The 24,748-nt window shown below is 40.2% G+C and carries 23 protein-coding genes; 10 read left to right on the top strand and 13 right to left on the bottom strand.

Going from position 1 to position 24,748, the window contains the following annotated elements; translation table 11 throughout:
• Positions 1-35 precede the first annotated feature (35 nt).
• A complete protein-coding gene (locus ABJD64_RS03680; RefSeq protein WP_348177530.1) occupies positions 36-326 on the bottom strand; it encodes a transcriptional regulator in 291 nt (96 codons plus the stop codon).
• Positions 323-940, bottom strand: coding sequence for a hypothetical protein (locus ABJD64_RS03675; RefSeq protein WP_348177528.1), 618 nt, complete (start codon positions 938-940; stop codon positions 323-325). The genes ABJD64_RS03680 and ABJD64_RS03675 overlap by 4 nt, the downstream gene beginning before the upstream one ends.
• Positions 941-1,119: 179 nt before the next feature.
• Here ABJD64_RS03675 and ABJD64_RS03670 point away from each other — a divergent pair, with 179 nt between their 5' ends.
• A complete protein-coding gene (locus ABJD64_RS03670; protein WP_348177526.1) occupies positions 1,120-2,520 on the top strand; it encodes an MBL fold metallo-hydrolase in 1,401 nt (466 codons plus the stop codon).
• A 20-nt stretch (positions 2,521-2,540) separates the two neighbouring features.
• On the opposite strand, the gene ABJD64_RS03665 is transcribed toward ABJD64_RS03670, so the two are convergent.
• The 7 genes from ABJD64_RS03665 to folP all read right to left on the bottom strand — a co-directional run bounded on the left by ABJD64_RS03665 (position 2,541) and on the right by folP (position 9,237).
• On the bottom strand, positions 2,541-3,086 hold the full coding sequence (locus tag ABJD64_RS03665) for a GNAT family N-acetyltransferase (RefSeq protein ID WP_348177524.1): 546 nt from the start codon (positions 3,084-3,086) through the stop codon (positions 2,541-2,543).
• 19 nt (positions 3,087-3,105) lie between these two features.
• Complete coding sequence (locus ABJD64_RS03660) at positions 3,106-3,837, bottom strand: hypothetical protein (RefSeq protein WP_348177522.1); 732 nt, start codon at positions 3,835-3,837, stop codon at positions 3,106-3,108.
• A 44-nt stretch (positions 3,838-3,881) separates the two neighbouring features.
• Complete coding sequence (locus ABJD64_RS03655) at positions 3,882-4,703, bottom strand: hypothetical protein (protein ID WP_348177520.1); 822 nt, start codon at positions 4,701-4,703, stop codon at positions 3,882-3,884.
• 149 nt (positions 4,704-4,852) lie between these two features.
• Positions 4,853-6,745 (bottom strand): molecular chaperone HtpG, encoded by a 1,893-nt coding sequence (htpG, locus tag ABJD64_RS03650; RefSeq protein ID WP_348177518.1) that lies wholly within the window; start codon positions 6,743-6,745, stop codon positions 4,853-4,855.
• Positions 6,746-6,922: 177 nt separating this feature from the next.
• On the bottom strand, positions 6,923-7,414 hold the full coding sequence (locus ABJD64_RS03645) for a DUF4293 domain-containing protein (protein WP_348177516.1): 492 nt from the start codon (positions 7,412-7,414) through the stop codon (positions 6,923-6,925).
• 69 nt (positions 7,415-7,483) lie between these two features.
• Positions 7,484-8,395, bottom strand: coding sequence for a diadenylate cyclase CdaA (cdaA, locus tag ABJD64_RS03640; RefSeq protein ID WP_348177514.1), 912 nt, complete (start codon positions 8,393-8,395; stop codon positions 7,484-7,486).
• Complete coding sequence (gene folP / locus ABJD64_RS03635) at positions 8,392-9,237, bottom strand: dihydropteroate synthase (RefSeq protein ID WP_348197963.1); 846 nt, start codon at positions 9,235-9,237, stop codon at positions 8,392-8,394. The genes cdaA and folP overlap by 4 nt, the downstream gene beginning before the upstream one ends.
• 155 nt (positions 9,238-9,392) lie before the next feature.
• On the opposite strand from folP, the gene ABJD64_RS03630 reads away from it, so the two are divergent.
• The 3 genes from ABJD64_RS03630 (at position 9,393) to ABJD64_RS03620 (ending at position 11,543) form a co-directional block, all read left to right on the top strand.
• On the top strand, positions 9,393-9,944 hold the full coding sequence (locus tag ABJD64_RS03630; protein ID WP_348177510.1) for a DUF1599 domain-containing protein: 552 nt from the start codon (positions 9,393-9,395) through the stop codon (positions 9,942-9,944).
• 104 nt (positions 9,945-10,048) lie between these two features.
• The gene (locus tag ABJD64_RS03625; protein ID WP_348177508.1) at positions 10,049-11,140 is read left to right on the top strand and encodes a BT_3928 family protein; all 1,092 of its coding nucleotides are present in this window, start codon (positions 10,049-10,051) and stop codon (positions 11,138-11,140) included.
• A gap of 52 nt (positions 11,141-11,192) precedes the next feature.
• On the top strand, positions 11,193-11,543 hold the full coding sequence (locus tag ABJD64_RS03620) for a DoxX family protein (RefSeq protein ID WP_348177506.1): 351 nt from the start codon (positions 11,193-11,195) through the stop codon (positions 11,541-11,543).
• 63 nt (positions 11,544-11,606) lie between these two features.
• On the opposite strand, the gene lpdA is transcribed toward ABJD64_RS03620, so the two are convergent.
• From lpdA to ABJD64_RS03600, 4 genes are read right to left on the bottom strand one after another with little or no spacing between them, the layout of a single operon-like run.
• A complete protein-coding gene (lpdA, locus tag ABJD64_RS03615) occupies positions 11,607-13,001 on the bottom strand; it encodes a dihydrolipoyl dehydrogenase (protein WP_348177501.1) in 1,395 nt (464 codons plus the stop codon).
• A gap of 48 nt (positions 13,002-13,049) precedes the next feature.
• The gene (locus ABJD64_RS03610; protein WP_348177499.1) at positions 13,050-13,400 is read right to left on the bottom strand and encodes a four helix bundle protein; all 351 of its coding nucleotides are present in this window, start codon (positions 13,398-13,400) and stop codon (positions 13,050-13,052) included.
• Positions 13,401-13,435: 35 nt separating this feature from the next.
• Positions 13,436-14,962 carry a 2-oxoglutarate dehydrogenase complex dihydrolipoyllysine-residue succinyltransferase gene (odhB, locus tag ABJD64_RS03605; protein ID WP_348177497.1) on the bottom strand — a complete coding sequence of 509 codons (1,527 nt, stop codon included), beginning with the start codon at positions 14,960-14,962 and terminating at the stop codon, positions 13,436-13,438.
• Positions 14,963-15,000: 38 nt separating this feature from the next.
• Positions 15,001-17,718: a 2-oxoglutarate dehydrogenase E1 component gene (locus ABJD64_RS03600; RefSeq protein WP_348177495.1), complete on the bottom strand. Its 2,718-nt coding sequence runs from the start codon at positions 17,716-17,718 to the stop codon at positions 15,001-15,003.
• Between the two features lie 234 nt (positions 17,719-17,952).
• Between ABJD64_RS03600 and ABJD64_RS03595 the strand changes: the two genes are divergently transcribed.
• From ABJD64_RS03595 to secA, 6 genes are all read left to right on the top strand, one after another.
• Positions 17,953-18,744, top strand: coding sequence for a 30S ribosomal protein S16 (locus ABJD64_RS03595; protein WP_348177493.1), 792 nt, complete (start codon positions 17,953-17,955; stop codon positions 18,742-18,744).
• Positions 18,745-18,750: 6 nt separating this feature from the next.
• A complete protein-coding gene (gene rimM / locus ABJD64_RS03590) occupies positions 18,751-19,284 on the top strand; it encodes a ribosome maturation factor RimM (protein ID WP_348177490.1) in 534 nt (177 codons plus the stop codon).
• A complete protein-coding gene (trmD, locus tag ABJD64_RS03585; RefSeq protein ID WP_348177488.1) occupies positions 19,274-19,966 on the top strand; it encodes a tRNA (guanosine(37)-N1)-methyltransferase TrmD in 693 nt (230 codons plus the stop codon). Before rimM ends, trmD begins: the two co-directional genes overlap by 11 nt.
• Positions 19,967-20,069: 103 nt before the next feature.
• Entirely contained in the window at positions 20,070-20,423 is a 354-nt protein-coding gene (rplS, locus tag ABJD64_RS03580; protein ID WP_348177486.1) for a 50S ribosomal protein L19, read from the top strand.
• Positions 20,424-20,523: 100 nt separating this feature from the next.
• Positions 20,524-21,294 carry a diaminopimelate epimerase gene (gene dapF, locus ABJD64_RS03575; RefSeq protein ID WP_348177484.1) on the top strand — a complete coding sequence of 257 codons (771 nt, stop codon included), beginning with the start codon at positions 20,524-20,526 and terminating at the stop codon, positions 21,292-21,294.
• A 98-nt stretch (positions 21,295-21,392) separates the two neighbouring features.
• Positions 21,393-24,740 (top strand): preprotein translocase subunit SecA, encoded by a 3,348-nt coding sequence (secA, locus tag ABJD64_RS03570; protein ID WP_348177482.1) that lies wholly within the window; start codon positions 21,393-21,395, stop codon positions 24,738-24,740.
• Positions 24,741-24,748 lie beyond the last annotated feature (8 nt).

Genomic DNA, 24,748 nt, shown 5'->3' with positions numbered 1-24,748 from the left:
TACTTTGCATTTCAAAGTACGGGGTTAAAAAAATATTACTTTAATAGCTTCTCTATTGCCTTAATATGCTGCACAAATGCCTTTCGTCCTTCCTCAGTTACGCTGTATTTTGTATTTGGTTTTCTTCCTAAAAACTCCTTTTGAACAGAAATATATTGGCTCTTTTCAAGTGACTTAAGATGGCTTGCCAAATTACCGTCTGTAACTGCCAACAAATCTTTCAAGGTATTGAAATCCAGGTAATCATTCACGACCAGAGCTGACATAATCCCCAATCTGACCTTATTTTCAAACGCCTTATTTAAATCCTTTAAAATATCCTTCACGACTTATACTTCATCTGCATCATAATTCCATAAATGATATGCAAGAGGCCAAAACCTACGCTCCAAAACAAAAGACCAAAACCAATATAGTAAGTCGCAATTAAGCCAAGTATAATTTCTATCAAACCTAAGCTTCGTATTTCAGTCAGCGTATATTTGCTGGCATTCACCAGTGCCAATCCGTAAAAAGTTAAAGTGAGAGGTGCAACTATACCTATGTACCCTTTAGAAAGGAGTATAAAGCACAAGATGGCTCCTGTAAGCAGTGGAATGGCCAAAGCTGTCAAAAGCCTTTTGGATTGATGGTCCCAAATGCTTTGCCCCTTCTTCCTTGCTTCCCTTGTGGTAAAAAAAATACCCGCTCCAATCGAACAGCCCAAGGTTAGGACTGCTATACCCAAAAGAGACAAAAGGCTTTCCATTGTAATTGTTGCAGACCTAAAGCCAAGATAATCCTGATTGGTATAGACTGTCTGATAGGCAGCATACGCTCCGCAAAGGGCGAAAAATCCGGCCGATACTCCGGACCAACCACTGAGTGAAATGAACCTGGAAGATCTGTTCATAATATCTCTTATGTCCTTCAGATCTTCAATGTATTGTTCTTGCTTCATAAAAGTACTTTGAATTACAAAGTAAATATACAAGATTACTTATCAAAACAAAATATTATCCACTAGTCAATATGCTTGATTGGCCATTAGCCAAAACAACGAACAATTCATGACCAGCATCAACCATATTTCTGAATATTATCATTTCCTTCTGTCTATCAAAAAGGCAAATTTGGTTCATGAATGTTCGGGTAAAATTTTTAGGTGGAGCTCAGTCGGTAACCGGCTCCAAATACCTGCTGGAAATCGACCATTTCAAGCTACTTGTTGATTGCGGTCTGTTTCAGGGCCTGAAAGAGCTTCGCCTCAGAAATTGGGATTCTCTTCCTATAGAAGCTACCAGCATTGATGCGGTGATTCTAACCCATGCGCATATAGATCATTCCGGATATCTTCCCAGATTGGTCAATGAGGGCTTTTCTGGCCCAATATATTGCACAAGCCCTACTGCTTCACTTCTTGATATCATGCTAAAGGATGCTGCTAAGTTGCAGGAAGAGGAAGCCGAATTTGCAAGAAAGAAAGGATACTCTAAGCATCACCCGCCAAAGCCCCTATTCAACACGAAAGATGCCGAACAAGCACTTAGTTTACTTGAACCCTCTGGCTACCATCGACCTGTCACTATTGCTGACCACATAGAAGCAACTTTTTATGATGCAGGGCATATATTGGGTTCGTCTATAGTCTCGCTGCAGATTAGTGGGCAGCAACAAAAAAAAAACATAGTGTTTTCTGGTGACCTCGGTAGATATAACCAACCGCTACTCTACGATCCCTACCCTATGAAAAAGGCAGATGTGCTTTTCATAGAATCGACATATGGCAATCGCATAAATGCTGAAGATAGAGTAGAAGACAAACTAGCTGAAATTGTCAAGAATGCTTTTAGCAAAAGCGGTTGCTTACTTATTCCTTCTTTTGCAGTCGGAAGAACACAATTGCTGCTCTATTATTTGCATTACCTATTGGAGAAAAAACTAATTCCTGATTGCAAAATCTTTATTGACAGTCCTATGGCTATCAACGCCACCTATTTGCACAAAAAACACCGAAAAGATCATCGTCTTAGCGTAGGTAAATTAGAGCATGAATCTATTTTTGACGACCCTCATTTTCATTATTACAGATCGCAGGATTCTTCAGAAAATCTCAACGCAATTGATTCTGGAGCCGTCATTATATCCGCAAGCGGAATGTGTACCGGTGGCCGAATTTTGCACCATCTGTTTCATAGACTTGGAAGATCAAATGACACCCTCCTTTTTGTGGGCTTCCAGGCTGAAGGTACCAGGGGAAGAAGAATAATGGAAGGTGAGCCAAGCACCAGAATTTTTGGTATCGATGTCAAAGTAAAGTGTAATATTGCACACCTCAACGGACTTTCTGCTCATGCCGATCAAAATGAGCTTATCAAATGGGCCAGTCAAATCAAATCCCCCCCCAAATTTACATTTGTGATCCATGGAGAATCTCAGAGCACTGCAAGCCTTTCTAAATTATTAACCGATCGTTTACAATGGCCCAATGTAGTAGTTCCGGAATATCTAGAAAGTGTAGAATTATTTAAGGGGATTTGATACGGCAAATCTCTACCCGCTCAGCTTTTTAAATTAAGACGCATCTCTACCATATGTTTTTTAAAGCCCGCTTTTTCATACGCTCTGACTGCTGGTTCATTGTCGTTGTATACTTCAAGTCTAATTTCTGTAATGCCTTTAGATTGAGACCACTTCTTCAATCTTTCTAGTAACTGGGAAATAACTCCCTTGCCTCTTTGGTCAGGCTTCACAAACATAAACCCGAGGTAAGCAAAACTTGTAAACGATTGAAAATCTTTGCCCTCTCTAATCTGGGCATAGCCAGATGCAATAATTTCTTTGTCAAATTCCACTACTATAACCTCGGCTTCGTCTGATTCAATCAGCACTTTCAAATCATAGTAATTAATATGTCCACCCTTCAATGTTGAATCAAATGGACGTTCTGCAGTAATAATGCCCTGTTCGAAATCATAAAGTAATTGTAAATCCTGAAGTTCCGCCGGGCGGAAAGTAATAAGAGACATAGAAATTTGATTAATTAAATGGTAAGTCAAATTAGAAAAAGAAACCTTCTTGTTTGTAGTTTTTTTATTCTTATTCAAAAAAACTCACTACTTAAAACTACTCAATCAAAAATTCAAGACATTCGACTTGCTGCTCAACATAGTCTTTGGAAAGCATGTCACCATGTCCATAATTAGGTACTTCGACAAGCTCAGCCTCTACACCGTGCGATAGAAGATCATCATGTAGCAGTTTGTTGGCCTCATAGGTAAAATCAATTGTCCCTGTACACTGACAAAGCCTGGGCAGCTGACTCCATGTTCTTTTGTCTTCAAAAACGCCAACAGCTCGACCAGTAGCAAGAAGCAAGAGTCCCGTAATTCTATTCTTTCCAAATTCTTTCCCTTTTAGAAAAGCCGAACCGGCACCTGAAGAATAACCAGAGAGAAATATTTTCATCGGATCAACTGCTGAACTTGCAATCAAAGAATCAATTAATTGGTCGTATGGTGCCCAGCCTTTTTCAAAAAAAACATCAATCTGTGGAGAAACCACGACAGCATCATACAAATTTGCTAACGGTGCCAGCTGATATACTAGATCATCAGAAGTCCCCTCAGTCGAAGCAAAAGCAATAATCAATGGTCTATTCTCGACAGCCTTTTCCTCGTTTGATACATACATGTGAGTGGTAATTGATAAATAATTATCAACTGTGTGGCCATACTCAAAAATTAGAGGGTGATCCCAAGGTAGTGGCACAAAGTTATCCTCAGGACTTTTTTCATCTGTGCATGATAAGATAATCATACAACCAAGTGCACAGTAAAAGCTAAGCAACTTTTCCATGTCAATCAATCTTTTGGATTTTAACTACAAGAGAATAAAGCTAGCTATTTCTTCTCATAAATCAATTTTCCCCTCTTGTCCCATTCACGAATGATGTAAGGACGAAAATCATCGTTGAATGGGTCTTTTGAATATACAATCTCGCGTTTACGGCGATTTCGCGTGTCGTAATACTCCCGCCAAAGCCCTACTTTACTGTCAAAGTGATATTCTCCAACTGCAGCGAGGTTTCCACTCTTGTGAAAGGCGTAGTAGTTGCCTTCCTTTTCTCCAAATTGTACCGGGATTATTTCCTGTAACTGTTTTTTTTCCTTGTTATGATAAGCTACTAAGGACTCTTTCGGCCATCCCTTATAGTACTTTTCTTTTGACTGAAGAATATTGTGTTTATTCCATGCTGACCAGCGTCCATGTTTAGTCCCCATATAAAAAATGCCTTCTTCAATCAATTGATCTCCAACCATCTTTTTATATGGTCCATGCAGTATGCCCGCATTGGCCTTGTCAATTTTTCTTGACTTAATAATTTTTCGTTTTCTGAAGTCATACCAATAAATGTCCCTTACATAGGGTAACGGTTCTTCGTACACTTTTAGAACAGTAAAAAGTTCTGTAACCGTGTTGCCACCAAAACCTTGTCTGGTAAATGCTTTTCGCGTTTTTTTCCCATAGTAGACGTTCTTCTTTGGCTTCTTCTCCTTAATCTCGATGATATCATCTTCATCTACCGCATCCAAATCCACCGTCAATGGCTTTTCATATTGTGTTTCAAAAGCGTCATCATCGGTGTAGTCCTGAGCAAAGCATAATTTTGCAGTCAGTATGAAAAGGAGGAAGAGGCTATATTTTTTTGAATTTTGTATCATTTATTAGTCGAACGCCGCACCTATGCGATCATTGCCAAACCAAAGCTATAAAGATGTATGGAAATAAAAAAAACCTCCAAGCTTGTGCAAGGAGGTCTCTGAATTATTAAAGTCTGAGCATAATCCCAAGACTCAATATTATTTCTAATTTACTCTGCGCTAATCTGCACAGAGCGCTTAATAAAACTAGTAAGCGCTGCTCCTTCTAAAAGTCCCTGTGACAAAAGGGCTAAGTCATAAGCCTGTCTGGCCAACTGTTCTTTGTTTTCCGCTTTTTTGGCTTTCAGAATTTTAGATACCAATGGATGATTTGCGTTGACTGCTACGGTATACTGATCAGGCATGTCTCCCATCATCATCATACCTCCACCACCTTGCTTCTGCATGTCTTTCATTCGACGCATAAACTCAGGCATGGTCACAATCACAGGCATTTCATCAGCAGCTAAAGATTCAATATTTACTGTAGAGTTCTTATCATTGATGGCCTTTTCGAAAAGCTCCTTCGCAGTTTCCTTTTCTTTATCTGAAAGTACGGACTCTACTTTTTCATCTTTGTCAATGAGTTTATCTGCTGTTTCAGCATCGACACGCTTCAGTTGAGTTTTTTCCAATTTGTGCTCCAAAGTACCAATGAAATGACTATCTAATGGACCATCAAATTTCAATACATCGTATGACTTGTTCTTTACAGATTCTATAAAAGCATGCTGCTGTGCTGGATTAGTAGAATATAAATACACCAGGTTGTCATCTTTATCCTTTTGCAAAGCAGTAGTCTGTTCCTTGTATTCTTCAAACGTAAAGAACTTGTCATCCGTGTTTTGCAACAAGGCAAAGTCCTTAGCTTTGTCATAAAACTTCTCGTCACTGAGCATGCCATACTTCACAAACAATCCGATATTTTCCCATTTGTCTTCGAAAGCCTGTCTGTCCTTTTTAAACAGTTCTGCCAATTTATCAGCTACCTTCTTCGTGATATAGGTGTTAATTTTCTTCACTGCTCCATCGGCCTGTAAGAAGCTACGAGACACATTAAGTGGAATGTCGGGAGAGTCAATCACACCATGTAGTAACATTAGGAACTCAGGAACTACGTCTTTTACTTCGTCTGTTATAAATACCTGACGAGAGTATAATTGAATTTTGTTTTTCTGCAATTCCAATTCGTTCTTCACTTTAGGGAAGTAAAGCACTCCAGTCAAATTGAATGGATAGTCAACGTTCAAATGAATCCAGAATAAAGGTTCTTCTGACATCGGGTATAGCTCCCTATAGAAAGCCAAATAATCTTCATCTTTGAGCTCGGATGGTGACTTCGTCCAGAGAGGAGAAGGGTTGTTTATGATGTTGTCCTTCTTTACTGTCTTATACTGAGGCTTGCCATCTTTGTCTTCTCCGTCAGGAATACTTTCATCTTTCTGACCGAACTTGATTTCAATGGGCAAGAACTTGCAATACTTGGTCAGAATACCCTGCAATCTTGCTTGATTCAAGAACTCTTCTGACTCTTCATTGATATGCAAGATGATATCAGTCCCTCTTTCTTTCTTTGATCCTTTTTTGATCTCGAATTCAGTGCTACCATCACAAATCCAGTTGGCTGCTTCAGATCCATCTACATGAGAAAGAGAATTGATTTCTACTTTGTCTGCTACCATAAAAGCAGAATAGAACCCTAGTCCAAAGTGTCCTATAATTTGTTGTTCATCACCTTTGTCTTTGTATTTCTCAACAAACTCAGTAGCGCCAGAGAATGCGATCTGATTGATATATTTTTTTATCTCATCAGCTGTCATTCCTATACCTTTGTCAGAAATGGTAATGGTCTTCTTCTTCTCATCGAAGCTTACTTCAACTGTGAGCTCTCCAAGCTCACCCTTATACTCGCCAATACCAGACAGTTGTTTCAGTTTTTGCGTAGCATCCACTGCATTAGACACTAACTCTCTCAAGAAAATTTCATGATCTGAATAAAGAAACTTCTTGATAATTGGAAAAATATTCTCGGTATGAATCGAAATATTACCCTTCTCTTGCATGATATATTTTTATTTAATGAATTAAAGTTTGAACAGATTTCTACCTGTGGTGGGCAGATATCAAATGCCATTCCAAACAGATAATTAGCTAAATCAGTGACAGGATGTCAGCAGAACAGGTTTTTTTGACAGGAAAGCGGTGTTGATTTCATTTCTCATGCACCGTCATGAATGAGATTATCGGATTCTGTCAGCAGATCTTACGAGTTTCTCATCCCTGCGAATGAAACGATTAGATAATAAATTGAACAACAAGGCAGAAACTCCAAGGTAGAATGCAAATAAGTAATTGCCTTGCTGAGTTGGCGCAATCAGACGCTCGGCTTGGTAAACATGATAGACAATAAGTCCCATAGCTCCGCCCATAAAAAGAGAGTTGAGTGCTCCTAATTTCATTTGCATCAGTCGGTTGTCATATCTTGAAATTGAATATATGGCAATCCCTGCGGCCAAAATGGCCAAAGCCGCTATGTAAAATGTTTGACCCTCTGATATGACCGCGATCTCGCTGGTATCTATATCTTTCTTCGTGTGGATAAATTTAAATGCCGACAACTCTACAAGCTCACTTTTCTCCCCATCAAGCTTGTTCCAGATTGGGAAAAACAACATTCCTATCATACTTGCTGCTACCAACAATAAAAATATAGACTGAACTCTCTGTATCATAATTTTGGAAATTTGGGCAAAAATAGAAAATTGTATGTCAATATTCAGACTGATGGATTAACATTTTCTCTAGTCTATGGAAAGCTCAGACTTAACTGATTCCTGCCCATCTTTAGCCGCCTTGTCATTTTGATCCGGCTTGATTGCCTTGGTCATAAGGCTTTCACTTTTTGATTCGTCAAGGTTGCTCAGATATTCATTGATCCGAGCGCGAACCTCCTGTGTGGACAGATTGTATTCGAACTCTCCACTTCTGGCTACAGTCAATTGGCCGGTTTCCTCAGATACAATGACTACCAATGAATCTGTGGTCTCGGACATACCTAAAGCCGCTCTGTGACGAAGGCCAAACTGCGCCGGGATATCATCTCTTTCGGATACAGGGAGAATACACCGTGCAGCCACTATCCTGTTGTTATTAATTATGATGGCTCCATCATGCAGAGGAGAAATTTTATTGAAAATCGCTAGAATGAGCCGTTTAGAAATTTTTGCTTCTAATCGATCTCCAGAGTCTGCAAAAAACTTCAATTCTGAACTTCTCGAAAAAACAATTAAAGCTCCCGTATTAGATCCACCCATGTTTTTTATAGCATCTATAATAGGAGATACATCCAGATGATTTTTATCGTACTTCTCATGCCAAAATTGCTGGACATTTCTGAGAATATTTCCCTCTTCAAAAACCGTGGTTTTCCCTAATAGCAAAAGAAACTTTCTAATTTCTTGTTGAAACAACACAATTACGGCTATTACTCCTACACCCATAAATTGGCCAAGTATAATACTTAGTAATTCCATATCCACCGCCTTCACAACAAGGTAAATCATATATAGAAACAAGAATCCTAAGAAAATCTTGATTGCAACACTTCCTCGCATCAACTTGTAGACATGATATAAGAAAAAGCTCACAAATAAGATATCAAGCACATCGACCCATCCTATCTCTAAAAATCCGATTTGAAATCCCAATATCATATCTTATTCATTATCATAGCCTCATATAGTTGGATTGTCTCTTTGGTCTCTTTTACGTCATGTACTCTCAAAATTGATGCGCCTTTCATCAAGCAAGCCATGTTGAGAGCTGTTGTGCCATTGAGTGCTTCATCCGGAGTTGTGTTCAGTTCTTTGAAGATCATTGACTTCCTCGAAACACCACACAACATGGGCACATCAAGCACATCAAGCAATTCCAACTTATTTAATAACTCAAAATTTTGTTCTTTAGTTTTAGCAAACCCAAATCCCGGATCGATTACTACGTCATTTACTCCTCTGGATCTCAGGTCGTTGACCTTTGCATTAAAGTAATCAATAATATCTGAAACCAAATGATTATAGTTGGTAAGATTGGCCATAGTTTGTGGATTACCACGCATATGCATCATGATATAGGGTATATTTTCTTTGGCAATCAAATCAAACATGCCTTCATCGAGATTTCCACCAGATATATCGTTGACTATGCTTGCTCCATGTTCCAGGGTAATTTTGGCAACAGACGATCTGAAAGTATCGATTGAAACAACGGCATTGGGAAAGTGGTTGAGAACATTTACAACGCCGCTCACAGCATTATCCATTTCCTCACGTTCTGGGATATCGGTGGCTCCAGGCCGACTAGAGTATGCTCCAATATCTAATATATCAACACCTTCAATTATCATTTTTTCTGCCTTAGACAGCAAATCTTTGTCAGATTTGATTTTTCCGCCGTCATAAAACGAATCCGCAGTCAGGTTGATAATTCCCATCACCTTTGGTGATGAGAGTGACATCTTTTTTCCTTGTATATTTATAAATTTAGATTCTTTCATTAGTGCTTTTACCCTTTCCGATAAGGCATTTCGCTCGGAATACATCTGCACGAAAAAGCCTAAGGCCTGACATACTCATTAATCTATGAAATAATTTGTTGCCAGCCATTTACACCTTAATTTTAGCCGCTCAATTCAATAAAATCAGACAAATAGTGGAGGAAAAAACGGTAGGCGAATATACGGAAGTTATAAAAGCTTGTAAAGATATTTTTGAAAAGAAAACTAAGGATTATGGTACCGCCTGGAGGATTTTGAGAGCATCTTCCCTAACTGATCAGATTTTCATCAAAGCCAAGAGAATTCGGTCTATTCAGGAAAAAGGTGAACAAAAAATAAAGGAAGATATAGCCGGTGAATTTGTGGCTATTATCAACTATTGTATCATGGCCATTATGCAAGTACAAATGAATGGAGATGAAGGAATGGAAATACCATATGAAAGGCTGGAACCTATGTATATTGGTATTGCCGAAGAAACGCGCGATCTATTGGCCAATAAAAACCATGATTATGATGAGGCGTGGCGTGAGATGCGAGTATCTTCCATGACCGACATAATCTTGATGAAGATATTAAGGACAAAACAAATCGAAGATAACAAGGGTAAGACATTAATCTCTGAAGGGGTCGAAGCCAATTATCAGGATATGATCAACTACTCTGTTTTCTGTCTGATCAAATTGAACTTCATTCAAAGTACGTAATGGCAAGTATGTTGGACTACAAGTGTTAATGTATTGTTATTAACCACAAACAGAAACTTCTCTTTCACGTACTTGATTAAATTGAACACTAAAAATATTTGCTTATGAAATTAGCTTTGAACTTGATAAGGTTTTTTGTAGGAGGGTTATTTATCTTCTCAGGCTTAATCAAAGTAAACGACCCCGTAGGGACGGCCATAAAGATGGAAGAATACTTCGAAATCTTTTCGTTGGATATCGCCGGTTTCTTTCATTATCTGGTTCCGTTTGCCTTGCCTATTTCCGTTTTTCTTGTCGTATTGGAGGTGGTGCTTGGTATAGCCTTACTTCTTAACTACAAACAAAACTTCACACTAAAGTCCCTACTGAGTATCATTGTCTTTTTCACCGCACTGACAGGTTTTTCAGCAATTACCAATAGCGTAACTGATTGTGGTTGTTTCGGAGATGCAATCAAACTCACTCCATGGGAATCTTTTATAAAAGACATTGTTTTACTGGTAATGATTGTCTTTCTCTATTTGAGTGAGCATGACACACAATCCAAAGAGGCTGAAAAGAGGGGTCACTTTTTAGTTGGAGGATCATTGGTTCTTTCGCTAGCCCTCGCTCTTTATGCCATTGCTCATTTGCCCTTCATCGATTTTAGAGCATACAAAGTTGGCAACCATATCCCGACCCAAATGCAACCCTCTGCTGAATACATCTACGAATATGTAATGGAAAAGGACGGTGAGAAGTTTTCATTTGATACCTATCCAACAGACAAGTCTTACACATTTGTGGCCATGAATCACCTAAACCCGGAGGCCGCACCTAAGATTACTGATTTTGGTGTTTGGAATGATGACGGGGATTTCACCACTGAGGTATTTACTGGAAGTAAGCTCTTTGTGATTTTATATGATGTATCTAAAACTAATAAATCGGGAATTGAGGAAATTAATGAATTGATACGAGCGCTAGGTGGCAAGGTCGATATTTATGCACTCACAGCTTCCGACGGAACTGTTTTTGAGGCATTTCAGAATGAAACAAATCTTTCGATTCCGTACTACTACACAGACGCTACAGTTCTCAAGACAATTACTCGATCCAACCCAGGTTTATGGCTATTAAAGGACGGAACTGTGATGGGAAAATGGCATTACAACGACGTTCCGAATTATGGGAAAGTGTTGGACTTAGTGAGATAATGAAATTCTTAAAAATTGGAACTTTATAGCTCGCTTATTACTTTACTAAACTATGAAAAGAAATAAAATAATCTACTGGGTATCAACAGGCTTGCTATGTGCTATGATGCTATTTTCAGCAAGCATGTATTTTATGAAAACCGATGAGGTCAAAAGTATTTTCGAGGGGTTCAATTACCCATCCTATATTGTCATTCCTTTGGCTATTGCCAAATTGCTGGGTATTGTTGCCATACTTACCAGAAGATCCAGGATGCTGTTAGAATGGGCTTACGCTGGCTTCTTTTTTGATTTTATTCTGGCATTTGCTGCACACTGGAACGCCCAAGATGGCGAACACGGTGGTGCTTTAATTGCTCTTGTTCTTTTAACCATCTCCTACATTTTTGGAAGAAAGATTTAGAAAATAAGAAAGGCCAATTCATTAAGTTGGCCTTTCTTATTTTAACCTTAGTTATTGCCACTTCTACATATGAATTGGTCTCGCATCTGTGGCTGCCAAACATGCCTCTTTAACCGCTTCCATGTATGTAGGATGCGCGTGCGACATTCTAGACACATCCTCGGCTGAAGCCCTGAATTCCATGGCGGTCACGCCTGCTGCAATCATATCTGCTGCTCTAGCTCCAATGATATGTACACCCAGAATTTCGTCGGTTACCTTGTCAGCCAATATCTTGACTAGTCCATCGGTATCCATGCTGGCTCTGGCTCTTCCAAGCGCTTTATAGGGAAACGACCCTACTTTGTAGGCTTTCCCAGCCTCCTTTAACTGCTCTTCGGTTTGTCCTAATCCAGCAACTTCAGGCCATGTATAAACCACCCCAGGAATTAGATTATAATTAATGTGAGGCTTTTGACCAGCCAACTGCTCGGCCACCAATACTCCTTCTTCTTCTGCCTTATGTGCCAACATCGCTCCTTTTACCACATCGCCAATGGCATAAATGTTATCAGCTGAAGTTCGCAAATGCTGATCCGTCTCAATACGACCGGCCTTATCCACCGCTATTCCAACATTTTCCAGACCTAATCCATCAGTGTAAGCTCTCCGGCCAATAGATACTAAACAATAGTCGCCTTTCAGCTCAAGTACCTCTCCTTTTGGTGTGTCTGCTTTCACAGTTACATTCTTCCCTTTTGCCTCAACTCCAGTTACTTTATGCTTCAGATAGAACTTTACACCTAGTTTTTTTAATGACTTGGTCAATTCTTTGGACATGGTACCGTCCATTCCTGGGATAATTCTGTCGAAAAACTCCACTACGGATACCTCAGCACCCAATCTTTTATAAACGGAACCCAACTCAAGTCCTATCACACCTCCACCGATAATGATCATGTGTTTTGGAATTTCTTTCAACTCCAAAGCTTCCGTGCTTGTAATCACCCTCCTCTTGTCGATATTAATAAATGGTAGAGAAGAAGGCTTCGAACCAGTGGCAATAATGACTTTGTCAGTGGAAATTTTTTCTTCCTTTTCTCCGGCTACCTTTATAGTATTCTTGTCAATGAATGAGCCATGTCCGTGAAAGACATCTATTTTGTTTTTCTTCATCAAAAACTGAATGCCGTCAGTATTTTGCTTCACCACGTCACCCTTTCGAGCGACCATCTGCTTGAAATTCACCTTCGGCGTTGGAATGTCAATTCCGTGTTCTTTGAAAGTATGCTCTGCATTGTGAAAATGCTCCGAAGAATCCAGCAACGCCTTGGAAGGAATGCAGCCCACGTTGAGACATGTGCCACCTAATGAATTGTATTTTTCTACTATTGCCGTTTTGAATCCTAATTGAGCACATCTGATGGCAGCCACATATCCACCAGGGCCAGATCCTATTACAGTTACGTCGTATTTCATTTTTTTTAGTATATAGTACTAAGTATAGAGTACAAAGTACAGTTGGTATTATTTTAAGGAATTCATCAAGCCAATTAACATGCGATGAATTTCATCTATTTTCTTTAAAGTTTCGCCTAAAGCTTTTTCAGTCTCAAATCCAATGCGAATAGAAAGCATCATTTGAGTTTCTAATTCAAACAATGAACCAATAGCTATTGCCAAAAACTGGTTGAACTCCTTTTTGGAATTCCTTCCCGATCCTTCAGCAATATTGGAAGGAATAGAAACTGCAGATCTTCGCATTTGACTGATCAAGCCAAACTTTTCATCTGCTGGAAATGACTTTGTTAGGTCATAGACCTTTTCGGTCAAATCCATAGCCTTTTTCCAAACCAACAGCTCCTTATATCGATGCATTGCTTTTGTACTTCGTACTCAATACTTAGTACTTTTTAAATACCCAACATCAATCGGGCAGGATCTTCTAACAACTCCTTAATTCTTACCAGAAAGCTAACCGACTCTCGTCCATCTATAATTCTATGATCATAAGAAAGTGCCAAATACATAATCGGTCTGATTTCTACCTGACCATTGATGGCTACTGGTCTCTCTACAATATTATGCATTCCTAAAATGGCGGACTGAGGGGCGTTGATTATCGGGGTTGAGAGCATTGATCCGAAGATTCCTCCGTTCGTCACAGTGAAAGTACCTCCTTGCATTTCGTCAATGCTCAATTTATTATCTCTAGCCTTTTTAGCCAGTCTCACCACTTCACTTTCTACCTGATTGAATGACAAGGACTCTGCATTTCTAATCACCGGAACTACAAGGCCTTTTGGTGCAGAAACCGCTATTGAAACATCACAGAAGTCATTATATACAATCTCATTACCGTCAATCTGTGCATTTACGGCAGGCCATTCCTGAAGTGCCTGACAGGCTGCTTTGATAAAAAACGACATGAACCCTAATCCTACTTCGTACTTATCTTTGAAAGCGTCTTTGTATTTTTTTCGTAAGTCCATTACTGGCTTCATATCCACCTCATTGAACGTAGTCAACATCGCCGTCTCATTCTTCACAGACACCAAACGCTTGGCTACCGTCTTCCTTAAAGGAGTCAGTTTCTTTCTGGTTTGTGTTCTACCTCCTCCAGTAGCGGGTACTGCTGGAGTCGCCTCTTTCACTGAGGGTGTTGTGGGTGTCTGTGCTGATTTATTGGCAGCTTGAGCATCTTCTTTTGTAACCCTTCCTCCAACACCAGATCCTACTAAATCTCCAGCAGGAATTCCTTTTTCGGCTAATATTTTTGCAGCTGCAGGAGAGGGATGTCCGGCCGCATAACCTGGGGTGCCAGTAGGAGTTTCTGAGGTTATTTCCGTAGTTGTAGATGCTGTTGGTACGGATGCAACACCATCCATTACCTCTATTTTGCAAATCAGGGCACCGATTTCGATTGTATCGCCTTCTTGCGCCACTATGCTCAATACCCCTCGAGTTTCAGCAGCCAATTCAAACGTTGCTTTATCCGATTCAATTTCTGCAATCGGCTCATCAAGCTCAACCACATCTCCGTCTTGTTTCATCCATGTGCCGATAGTCACCTCAGTGATTGATTCGCCAACAGTTGGAACCTTCATTTCCAACACTTCACCTGTTTTTCCTCCGGACGAAGGAATGCTTGCAGATGGTGCTGACTCGGCTTTTGCCACTGGTGCTGATTGAGACGCTCCCGCCGAAGCAGTTTCATCAATGGTACAAACCACAGTTCCTATCTCAATGGTTTCGCCCTCTTCGACTTTGATGGTTAGAATACCGGCAGCCTCGGCATTGAGTTCGAAGGTAGCCTTATCTGATTCCAGTTCACAAATGATTTCGTCCATTTCGACATAATCACCACTTTGTTTTGCCCATTGCGATACCGTCACTTCGGTTATTGATTCACCAACGGTGGGTATTTTAACTTCAATCATTTCTATATTATTAATTTTTTTATGTCTCTATTATTCAATTAGGAAAAGGCCTGGTTCACAAGATCATCTTGTTGTTGTTTGTGTACTTTAGAATAGCCAGTAGCAGGAGATGCCGCTGCTTTCCTAGAAATCACATCCTTAGTCACCTCTCTAAATACTCTTAGAATAAATGACCATGCACCCATATTCTCAGGCTCTTCTTGTATCCAGTGCACCATATCCACCTTGTATTTCTTCAACTCCGCCATCACCTGTTTTTTAGGGAAAGGATGAAGCTGTTCCACTCTGATAACTGCAACATCTTTTCGTTTGTCAGCTTGTTGCTTTTCGAGCAAATCGAAATAAACCTTACCGTTACAAAGCAGTACCTTCTTTACCTTCTTGGCATCTGCATAGTCATCTCCTATCACTTCTCTAAATTTCCCCTTGGTGAACTCCTCCATTTTAGACATTACCAGAGGGTGTCTAAACAATGACTTTGGTGACATCAAAATACAGGGCATCCTAAAAGGCATTGCCAATTGTCGTCTGATCATATGAAAGTAGTTGGCCGGTGTGGTCAAATTACATATGTACATGTTGTTACCTGATGCTAACTGAAGATATCTCTCCGGCCTGGCGTTGGAATGTTCCGGGCCCTGACCTTCATACCCATGTGGTAATAGCAGCACCAAGCCATTCATTCTTCTCCATTTCGTATAAGAACAAGAAATGAATTGATCTACCATAACCTGTGCCCCGTTGGCAAAATCTCCGAACTGCGCTTCCCAAATTACCACAGCATTAGGATCTGCCATAGCATAGCCAAATTCAAATCCCATACAGCCGAATTCGGAAAGCAAAGAGTTATAAATTTTAAAATCTTTTTCGCAACCTTCTATGTGATCAAGAAAACTATAAGGCTCGTTAGAGTTGATGTCTCTGACTACCGCATGACGATGCGAGAAGGTTCCTCTTTTGGTATCCTGACCAGAGATTCTTACCGTCTTATTTTCAAGCAAAAGAGATCCATAGGCCAACATTTCTGCAGATGCCCAATTGAGCTCTTTCTTATCAAAGAACATTTCTTTTCTCTGCTTCAACACTTTCTCAATCTGTTTCAATGCCTTAAATCCTTTTGGCACTTGCATCATGGCTTCTCCTACTTTCTTGACAAAGTCGAGGGAAATTGATGTATCTGGCGACTGGTCAAAATCTTCAGGCCTCGATAATCTCATTTCTGAGAATTCCTTTTCACTTTGTTGCAAAGTGTAAGGCAATTTGTCCTGTTTTACCTGATTCAAACGATCCTGCAGCATGCCTTTAAACTCCTTGTCCATGGATACCGCAAGGCCTGCGTCTATGTCACCTCTTTCGATGAGAGATTTGTTGTAAACTTCCCTTGGATTGGCATGCTTAGATATTAAGTTATACAGCGATGGTTGAGTAAATTTAGGTTCATCAGCCTCATTGTGTCCATGCCTTCTATAACACACCATGTCGACGAAGATATCTCGTTTAAATTTCTGACGATATTCCACAGCCACTTTCATGCAAAACACTACTGCCTCTGGGTTGTCACCATTGACATGCAATACCGGAGCGTCTACCGTTTTGGCCAAATCAGTGCAGTAAATACTCGATCTGGCTTCATCAAAGTCCGTAGTAAAACCAACTTGATTGTTGATTACAAAGTGAATAGTCCCACCAGTTGTATATGCCGCCAGCTTAGACATTTGCACCAATTCATAGCCAATTCCCTGGCCTGCAATTGCTGCATCACCATGGATTAAGATAGGCATAATCTTAGAATTGTCGTTTTCGTATAGCCCGTCAATTTTTGCTCGTGCAAATCCTTCTACCACCGGATTTACAGCTTCCAGGTGAGATGGATTTGGAGCCAACTTCAAATCGACAGTATGCCCTGATGGCGTAACGATCTGTGAAGAAAATCCCATATGATATTTCACATCGCCATCTCCCATGGTTTGATCCGGCACATATCCACCCTCAAATTCGTTGAAAACCTGTTCGTAGGTTTTACCCATAATGTTTACAAGTACATTGAGGCGGCCTCGATGGGCCATACCCATTACTACTTCCTGAACACCAAGCTCAGCTCCCCGATTAATAGCTGCATCCAATGCCGGAATAGTAGTCTCACCGCCTTCCAGCGAAAACCTCTTTTGCCCTAGGTATTTGGTATGAAGGAAATTCTCAAATACAACTGCTTCATTCAGCTTAGACAAAATCTGTTTCTTTTCTTCAATAGGAGGATTAAAATGAAGAGCCTCTCTTTCCACCTTTTCTTTGAACCATTCTAGTATATCAGGTTTCCTGATGTACATGTATTCAAAGCCAACAGAACCTTCATATATATCTTGGAGAGCAGCAATTATTTTCTTAAGTGTCGCCCGGCCAATACCTATTACATTTCCGCATTCAAATTCAGTATCCAAATCCTCCTTTGATAAACCAAAATCTTCAATGTCAAGCAGTGCTCTACGATCCTTTCTTTCTCGGACAGGATTGGTCTTGGATTTTAGATGCCCCCGTGACCTATAGGCATGTATGAGATCACGTACTGCTAATTCTTTATTAGACACTGCCTCCGTAGAGACTTCTCCATTTTCTCCATATTTTTGAAGAGAGAACTCAAAGCCTTCAAAAAATCGCTGCCAAGAAATATCAACAGAATTAGAGTCGGCCTTGTAAGATTGGTACATATCGTCAATCACTCCACTGTGTGCATTGGCGATATAAGAATATTTGTCCATTGGCTATTTTTAATCTTTGCTGGCACAAATATAGTGATCGGGTTATACAATCAAAAACCGTGTAATCGTTTAAACAAATATATTGATTTAAGAGCCAAAATAAGCCAACAAATTCAATCTTAAATCTTATAGGTCATCATTTATTAATTAATAAACAAAAAAGTACTACATTTGCGGACTTTTTATTCATGCGGACGTGATCCGCAACATTTAAACTATACCATATAATATAAAATGGCAGTAAAAATTAGACTTGCCCGAAGAGGGCGAAAAAAACAGGCAATTTACGATGTAGTCGTAGCAGACGCCCGTGCGCCACGAGATGGCCGATTTATCGAGAAACTAGGTTCGTACAACCCTAACTCAAATCCTGCATTCATTGATATCGATGAAGAAAGTGCATTGAAATGGGTAATGGATGGTGCTCAACCTACTGATACCGCAAGAGCGATTCTATCTTACAGAGGTGTGATGTACAAAAAACACCTTCAAGTAGGAGTAAATAAAGGTGCAATCACTCAAGAAGATGCTGACAAGAAATTTGAAGCATGGATGAAAGAGAAGGAAAGCAAGGTTCAAGGCAAAGTTGATTCTTTAGCAAAAGCGAAAGACTCTGCGAACAAGACCAAACTGGAAGCAGAGGCTAAAGTAAACGCAGCCAGAGCAGAAGAGATCGCCAAGAAAAGATTAGTGATAGAAGAAGCAGAGGCGACTGCAGCGGCAGAGACAAGCGAAGAAGAAGCTCCAGCAACTGAAGAAGCTCCAGCAGTAGAAGCAACTCCAGCTGTAGAAGAAGCTAAGGAAAAAGCTCCTGCAACAGAAGCTAAAGAGGAAGCTCCGGTAGCAGAGGCTGAAGAGGCACCGGCAGTCGAAGAAAAACCTGCAGCAGAAGCTAAAGAGGAAGCTCCAGCAGCAGAAGCTAAAGAAGAAGCTCCGGTAGCAGAGGCTAAAGAAGAAGCTCCAGCAAAAGAAGAAGAAAAACCTGCTGAAGAAGCTTCAAAAAAGGAAGACAAAGGCGCTGAATAATTTGTTATGACGGTGGATGATTGCTACCAGATTGGTCACGTAATCAAGACCCATGGCTTAAAGGGAGAGGTACAACTATTTTTAGATGTAGACAACCCTTTAGAATATAAAGAAATGGAATCGATGTTTGTTCATCAGAACAATTCATTGATTCCATTTTTTATTGAGCACATCCAAATCAACCCAGCCAAGGCTATCTCAAAGTTTGAGGAAATAGATGACATAGAGGCGGCTAAAACATTGGTCGGATGTAAGCTTTATTTGCCGCTCAACAATTTACCCAAACTCAAGGATGGCGAGTACTACCTACATCAACTAATCGGCATGGAACTTTTCGACAAAGGAAAGTCAATTGGTAAGGTTAAGGAATTATTTGAAATTGGACCTCAAGAATTAATCTCCGTCATCCACCAAGAAAAAGAGGTACTCATCCCATTGAAAGATGAAATCATTAAGAGGGTGGACGTCAAAGAGAAAAAGATAGACGCGGATATCCCCGAAGGTTTAATAGACATCTATCTAGAGGAAGATGAGAATTGATATTATAACATGCGTGCCGGCCATGTTTAGTGGCTCAGTAGATCAAAGCATACTAAAACGAGCTGGAGATAAAGGATTGGCTCAGATTCATATCCATGATCTCAGAGATTATTCTATTAATAAACATAATCAAATCGACGATTATGCCTTTGGAGGAGGTGCTGGTATGGTTCTGATGATTGAGCCAATTGACAAATGCATCAACAAGCTCAAATCAGAACGAAACTACGATGAAGTGATATATATGAGTCCTGATGGCCAAACACTATCTCAAGGGATTTCGAATGAACTTAGCCTGAAAGAAAACATCATTCTATTATGCGGCCACTACAAAGGTGTGGATGAACGCGTTCGAGAGCATTTAATTACACGCGAAATTAGCATCGGAGATTACGTTTTAACAGGAGGAGAACTAGCTGCAGCGGTTGTTGCTGATTCTGTCATACGCCTACTTCCTGGAGTAATGAATGATGAAACATCTGCATTGACAGATTCATTTCAAGATGACTTGATTGCTCCTCCCGTTTATACTCGACCCGCTGAATATAACAATTGGAAAGTACCTGAAGTACTTACTTCTGGCCATCAGGCTAAAATTGATGCCTGGAGATTTGAGCAGCAGGTCAAGAGAACTAAGTCAAAAAGACCTGATCTCTTAAAAGGTTCAGAGTCTGATGAATAACACATCGGATTTTAATTATATTTTAAATACCCTTTTGAATATTTAAAAAATAAATTTCTATATTTGCAGTCCGATTTTTGGAAGGGCATATAAAGCTAATAAAATGAGCGACTTAATTAAATTAATCGAAGAAGAGTACAAAGAGAAGAGAGCAGCAATTGCCTCTTTCAATCCTGGCGATACCGTGAATGTACACGTGAAGATCAAAGAGGGCAATAAAGAGAGAATTCAGCAGTTTCAAGGGACTGTTTTACAAATCAAAAACCCTAGCTCTAATGGCGAAACCTTTACAGTAAGAAAGATTTCTAGTGGCATAGCTGTCGAGAGAATTTTTCCTATGCTTTCTCCTAACATCGAAAAAATCGAAGTTCTAAGAAAAGGAAAAGTTAGAAGAGCAAAACTGTACTACCTAAGAGGTAGAAAAGGAAAAGCGGCAAGAATTAAAGAAAGAATTTAATTTCAGCTCGGAAAAAAATTTAAGAAGCCACGTTTACGTGGCTTTTTTGTTTTCTAGTTTTACGCATCCACATTAGAAAACCCTCTTAAGCATATTGAATATGAGTATCCCATTTTATAAGTATCAGGGCACAGGTAATGACTTCGTGATGATAGATAACCGACAGGGTATCTTTCCTCACAACGAGACATTAGTAGCCAAATTGTGCGATCGCAAATTTGGCATTGGGGCCGATGGTCTCATTTTGATTGAAAATCATGATAATCTGGACTTTGAAATGATTTATTTCAACGCCGACGGTAGCCAAAGCTTATGCGGTAATGGCAGTCGGTGTGCCGTAAGTTTCGCGAATTTTCTTGGCATTATAGAAACTCAAACTCATTTTCTGACCATTGACGGAGAATACGAAGCAAACCTTAGGGATAACTTGGTTTACTTGCATATGCGTGATCAAAAACACCCAACAAAATATGACTCACATTACTTCTTAAACAATGGCTCGCCTCATCATATTATATTCGTATCAGATGTCGAAGTAGAAAATGTTTTTTCGCAAGGCGCTAAAATCAGATACTCAGAGCCTTATAAACCGGATGGAACCAACGTCAATTTTGTTGAAATCAAAGAAGGGAATACCATTTTCGTACGAACCTATGAACGAGGAGTAGAAGACGAGACTTTGTCGTGCGGGACAGGCATTACCGCATCAGCTTTAGCGGCTGCTGACAAAGGACTGAAAAGCCCAATCGCAGTTGAAGCTAAAGGGGGCGAATTAGAAGTTCGTTTCGATAAAAAAAACAACAACTCTTTTGAAAACATCTGGCTTATTGGGCCTGCACAACAAGTTTTTACCGGACGTTTTGACATATAAAATCCTTCCGGTTCATTTTTTGCTAATAGCCTGTTCAGATTCACGTCTAGAACAAAAAAGAAATTAAATTTACCGATTCATTAAAAACGTAAATATTCATGTTAAATATTATTACAAAAGGCATAGCCAAAGTATTTGGCACAAAAGCTGACAGGGATTTAAAGGAGCTTTTGCCTTATGTGGAATTGATAAATGTTGAATATCAGAAATTAGCCCAAATCTCAGACGATGAGCTTCGAGGAAAAACTCAGGAGCTAAAGGATGAAATCGCTGCTCACCTTAAGTCTATTGATGACGAAATGGCCGCACTTCATCAACAAATCGAAGACAATCCTGAACTAGATATTGTCGAGAAAGAAACCGTTTTTAATGAAATTGACGAGCTCGAAAAGCAAAGAGACAATGCACTTGAAGACAAATTACTAGATATTCTCCCCAGGGCTTTTGCGATCGTAAAAGACACAGCCAGGCGGCTAACCGAAAATAAAAAACTGACCGTGCAGGCCACAATGATGGACAAAATGCTAGCTGCTCAAAAGCCAAGTGTTGAAATCCAAGGTGATACTGCCATATGGCATAGCAAATGGCAGGCCTTTGGTCAGGATGTCGAGTGGAACATGATTCATTACGATGTACAGCTTATCGGTGGCGTGGTGTTACATCAAGGTAAAATCGCTGAGATGGCTACAGGAGAGGGCAAAACTTTGGTTGCCACACTACCTGCCTTCTTGAATGGTCTTTCAGGACGAGGGGTACATGTGATTACAGTAAATGATTATCTGGCTAAAAGGGATTCGGAATGGAATGCTCCATTATTTGAATTTCATGGCTTGAAGGTGGACTGTATCGATAAGCACCAACCGAATTCTCCCCAGAGAAAAGCAGCCTACGAAAGCGATATCATATACGGCACCAACAATGAGTTCGGTTTTGATTACCTCAGAGACAATATGGCTCGCCATCCGGATGAGTTGATGCAAGGCAAACACCATTTTGCCATGGTTGATGAGGTTGATTCAGTTTTGATCGATGATGCCAGAACTCCATTGATCATTTCTGGCCCAATTCCAAAAGGAGATGAGCATGAATTCTATGAGCTTAAGCCCCGCATCAGCAAACTAGTAGATGCGCAAAGAAAAACAACTTCCCAGTTCTTAAATGACGCCAAGAAAATGATTGCTGCTGGCAATGAGTCAGAAGGAGGAGTGGCACTATTTAGAGCATTTAGAGGCTTACCAAAGTATAAACCTTTGATTAAATTCTTGAGTGAAACTGGTATTCGTCAAATTCTTCAAAAAACTGAAAATATTTATCTGGCCGACAACCAGAAGTTGATGCCCGAGGCAGATGAGCCTCTGTATTTCACCATCGACGAAAAAACAAATGGCATTGAACTGACCGATAAGGGAATTGATCTTATTACAGGAGAAGGTGAAGACCCTAACTTTTTTATTCTTCCGGACATTGGTCTGGAAATCGCTCAGCTGGAGCAAGATACTTCACTCAGCGAGAATGATATGCTTCACAAAAAAGAAGAGCTCATTCGCGACTATTCTGTCAAAGGACAAAGAATTCACTCTGTCAATCAATTGCTTAAAGCTTATACTCTTTTTGAAAAGGATACCGAGTATATCGTGGTAGACGATAAGGTGAAGATCGTCGATGAGCAAACTGGCCGTGTCATGGACGGAAGAAGATACTCCGATGGGTTACACCAAGCCATTGAAGCAAAAGAAAATGTAAAGGTGGAGGATGCCACGCAGACTTACGCAACAATCACCTTACAAAATTACTTCAGAATGTACCATAAGCTAGCTGGCATGACTGGTACAGCTGCCACTGAAGCTGGTGAATTCATGGAGATTTATAAGCTTGACGTGATTGTAATTCCTACAAATCGCCCGATTTCCAGAAAGGACATGGAAGATAAGGTCTATAAGACCATCCGAGAGAAATTTAATGCTGTGGCGGATGAGATTGTAGAGCTTACCCAAGCCGGCCGACCCGTGCTTGTAGGTACAACATCAGTAGAAATCTCTGAATTGGTGAGCAGAATGCTAACCATGAAAAATATCAAGCACCAGGTACTCAATGCCAAACAACATGCTCGTGAAGCAGAAGTTGTAGCCATAGCCGGCCAACCTGGGGCAGTGACGATTGCTACCAACATGGCTGGTCGTGGTACGGACATTAAGCTAACCCCCGAATCAAAGGCAGCTGGTGGTTTGGCAATTATTGGTACAGAAAGACATGAGTCAAGACGCGTGGATCGACAGCTCCGTGGTCGATCAGGCCGTCAGGGTGATGTAGGGTCATCGCAATTCTTTGTTTGTCTGGAAGACAATCTGATGAGACTTTTCGGCTCTGAAAGGATTGCGAGAATTATGGATAGACTAGGGCTTGAAGAAGGTGAGGTTATCCAACACAGCATGATTACCAAATCTATTGAAAGAGCCCAAACCAAAGTTGAAGAAAATAACTTTGCGACGAGGAAAAACTTGCTTGAATACGATGATGTCATGAATTCTCAGCGTGAAGTGATTTACGCTAGAAGAAAGAATGCACTATATGGCGAAAGGCTAGATCTGGACATACTAAATATGTTGTATGACACCGCAGATGATATCGCTGCTAATGCCAAAGCCTCATCCGACTATGATAGCTTAAAGTTGAATTGCCTTGGAATTCTGGGTATGGATGCAAAGATAGATGTCGAAACGTTTACAAGTTTAGGCCCTGAACAATTAGGAGAAAATCTTTATCATGAAGCTCTTGATGCATATCACACTAAGAACAAGTTGGTATCAGAAAGGGCCTTACCCGTCTTGAAAAACATTCAAACCACCAGGGGAGCTACCGTCAAGGAAATCATGATACCATTTAGTGACGGCAAGAAACAAATTGGCGTGGTTGCAGATTTGGAAAAATCCATCGAGACAGAGGGTCGTGAAATGATGAAGGCTATGGAAAAAATGATTGCATTGGCTATCATAGATCAAAGCTGGAAAGAGCACTTGCGTGAAATGGATGATTTAAAACAGTCCGTGCGAATGGCGGTACACGAACAAAAAGATCCATTATTGATCTATAAGTTCGAATCTTTTGAAATGTTCAAACAATTCTTGGCCCGGGTGAATGAGGATACCGTTTCATTTCTGACCAAAGCAGAAATAGCAGTGCAGGAACCAGAGGAAGTTCAAGAAGCGCGTCAGCAACGAGCTGCACAAAATTATAGCGAATCAAAGGCAGATAGTGGATCAGCCCTTGCAGCAAATAATCGCACCGCACCGGTCGAAAAAACAGCTCCGATTAAATCTGCGAAAGTTTATGGTAGAAATGATCGAGTAACAGCTCAGTATGCCGATGGCACATTGAAAGAAGACGTAAAGTACAAGAGCGTAGAGTCTGATGTTGCCAACGGAAACTGTGTAATTGTTGACAATTGAGCTCTTGT

This window comes from Reichenbachiella sp., assembly GCF_039944555.1.
In the GTDB taxonomy this organism is placed as follows: domain Bacteria; phylum Bacteroidota; class Bacteroidia; order Cytophagales; family Cyclobacteriaceae; genus Reichenbachiella.
Note: the sequence above shows the minus strand (reverse complement) of the source record. Positions and strands in the feature narration are given on the sequence as shown.

Excerpts from the sequence above, each read along its gene's own strand:
- ABJD64_RS03660 (WP_348177522.1), bottom strand. The coding sequence starts at position 3,837 with ATGGAAAAGTTGCTTAGCTTTTACTGTGCACTTGGTTGTATGATTATC.
- ABJD64_RS03670 (WP_348177526.1), top strand. The coding sequence starts at position 1,120 with ATGAATGTTCGGGTAAAATTTTTAGGTGGAGCTCAGTCGGTAACCGGC.
- ABJD64_RS03625 (WP_348177508.1), top strand. The coding sequence starts at position 10,049 with ATGAAATTAGCTTTGAACTTGATAAGGTTTTTTGTAGGAGGGTTATTT.
- ABJD64_RS03675 (WP_348177528.1), bottom strand. The coding sequence starts at position 940 with ATGAAGCAAGAACAATACATTGAAGATCTGAAGGACATAAGAGATATT.
- ABJD64_RS03620 (WP_348177506.1), top strand. The coding sequence starts at position 11,193 with ATGAAAAGAAATAAAATAATCTACTGGGTATCAACAGGCTTGCTATGT.
- ABJD64_RS03600 (WP_348177495.1), bottom strand. The coding sequence starts at position 17,718 with ATGGACAAATATTCTTATATCGCCAATGCACACAGTGGAGTGATTGAC.
- odhB (WP_348177497.1), bottom strand. The coding sequence starts at position 14,962 with ATGATTGAAGTTAAAATACCCACCGTTGGTGAATCAATAACCGAAGTG.
- rimM (WP_348177490.1), top strand. The coding sequence starts at position 18,751 with ATGACGGTGGATGATTGCTACCAGATTGGTCACGTAATCAAGACCCAT.
- ABJD64_RS03595 (WP_348177493.1), top strand. The coding sequence starts at position 17,953 with ATGGCAGTAAAAATTAGACTTGCCCGAAGAGGGCGAAAAAAACAGGCA.
- ABJD64_RS03645 (WP_348177516.1), bottom strand. The coding sequence starts at position 7,414 with ATGATACAGAGAGTTCAGTCTATATTTTTATTGTTGGTAGCAGCAAGT.
- htpG (WP_348177518.1), bottom strand. The coding sequence starts at position 6,745 with ATGCAAGAGAAGGGTAATATTTCGATTCATACCGAGAATATTTTTCCA.
- dapF (WP_348177484.1), top strand. The coding sequence starts at position 20,524 with ATGAGTATCCCATTTTATAAGTATCAGGGCACAGGTAATGACTTCGTG.
- lpdA (WP_348177501.1), bottom strand. The coding sequence starts at position 13,001 with ATGAAATACGACGTAACTGTAATAGGATCTGGCCCTGGTGGATATGTG.
- secA (WP_348177482.1), top strand. The coding sequence starts at position 21,393 with ATGTTAAATATTATTACAAAAGGCATAGCCAAAGTATTTGGCACAAAA.
- trmD (WP_348177488.1), top strand. The coding sequence starts at position 19,274 with ATGAGAATTGATATTATAACATGCGTGCCGGCCATGTTTAGTGGCTCA.
- cdaA (WP_348177514.1), bottom strand. The coding sequence starts at position 8,395 with ATGATATTGGGATTTCAAATCGGATTTTTAGAGATAGGATGGGTCGAT.
- ABJD64_RS03655 (WP_348177520.1), bottom strand. The coding sequence starts at position 4,703 with ATGATACAAAATTCAAAAAAATATAGCCTCTTCCTCCTTTTCATACTG.
- folP (WP_348197963.1), bottom strand. The coding sequence starts at position 9,237 with ATGAAAGAATCTAAATTTATAAATATACAAGGAAAAAAGATGTCACTC.
- ABJD64_RS03610 (WP_348177499.1), bottom strand. The coding sequence starts at position 13,400 with ATGCATCGATATAAGGAGCTGTTGGTTTGGAAAAAGGCTATGGATTTG.
- rplS (WP_348177486.1), top strand. The coding sequence starts at position 20,070 with ATGAGCGACTTAATTAAATTAATCGAAGAAGAGTACAAAGAGAAGAGA.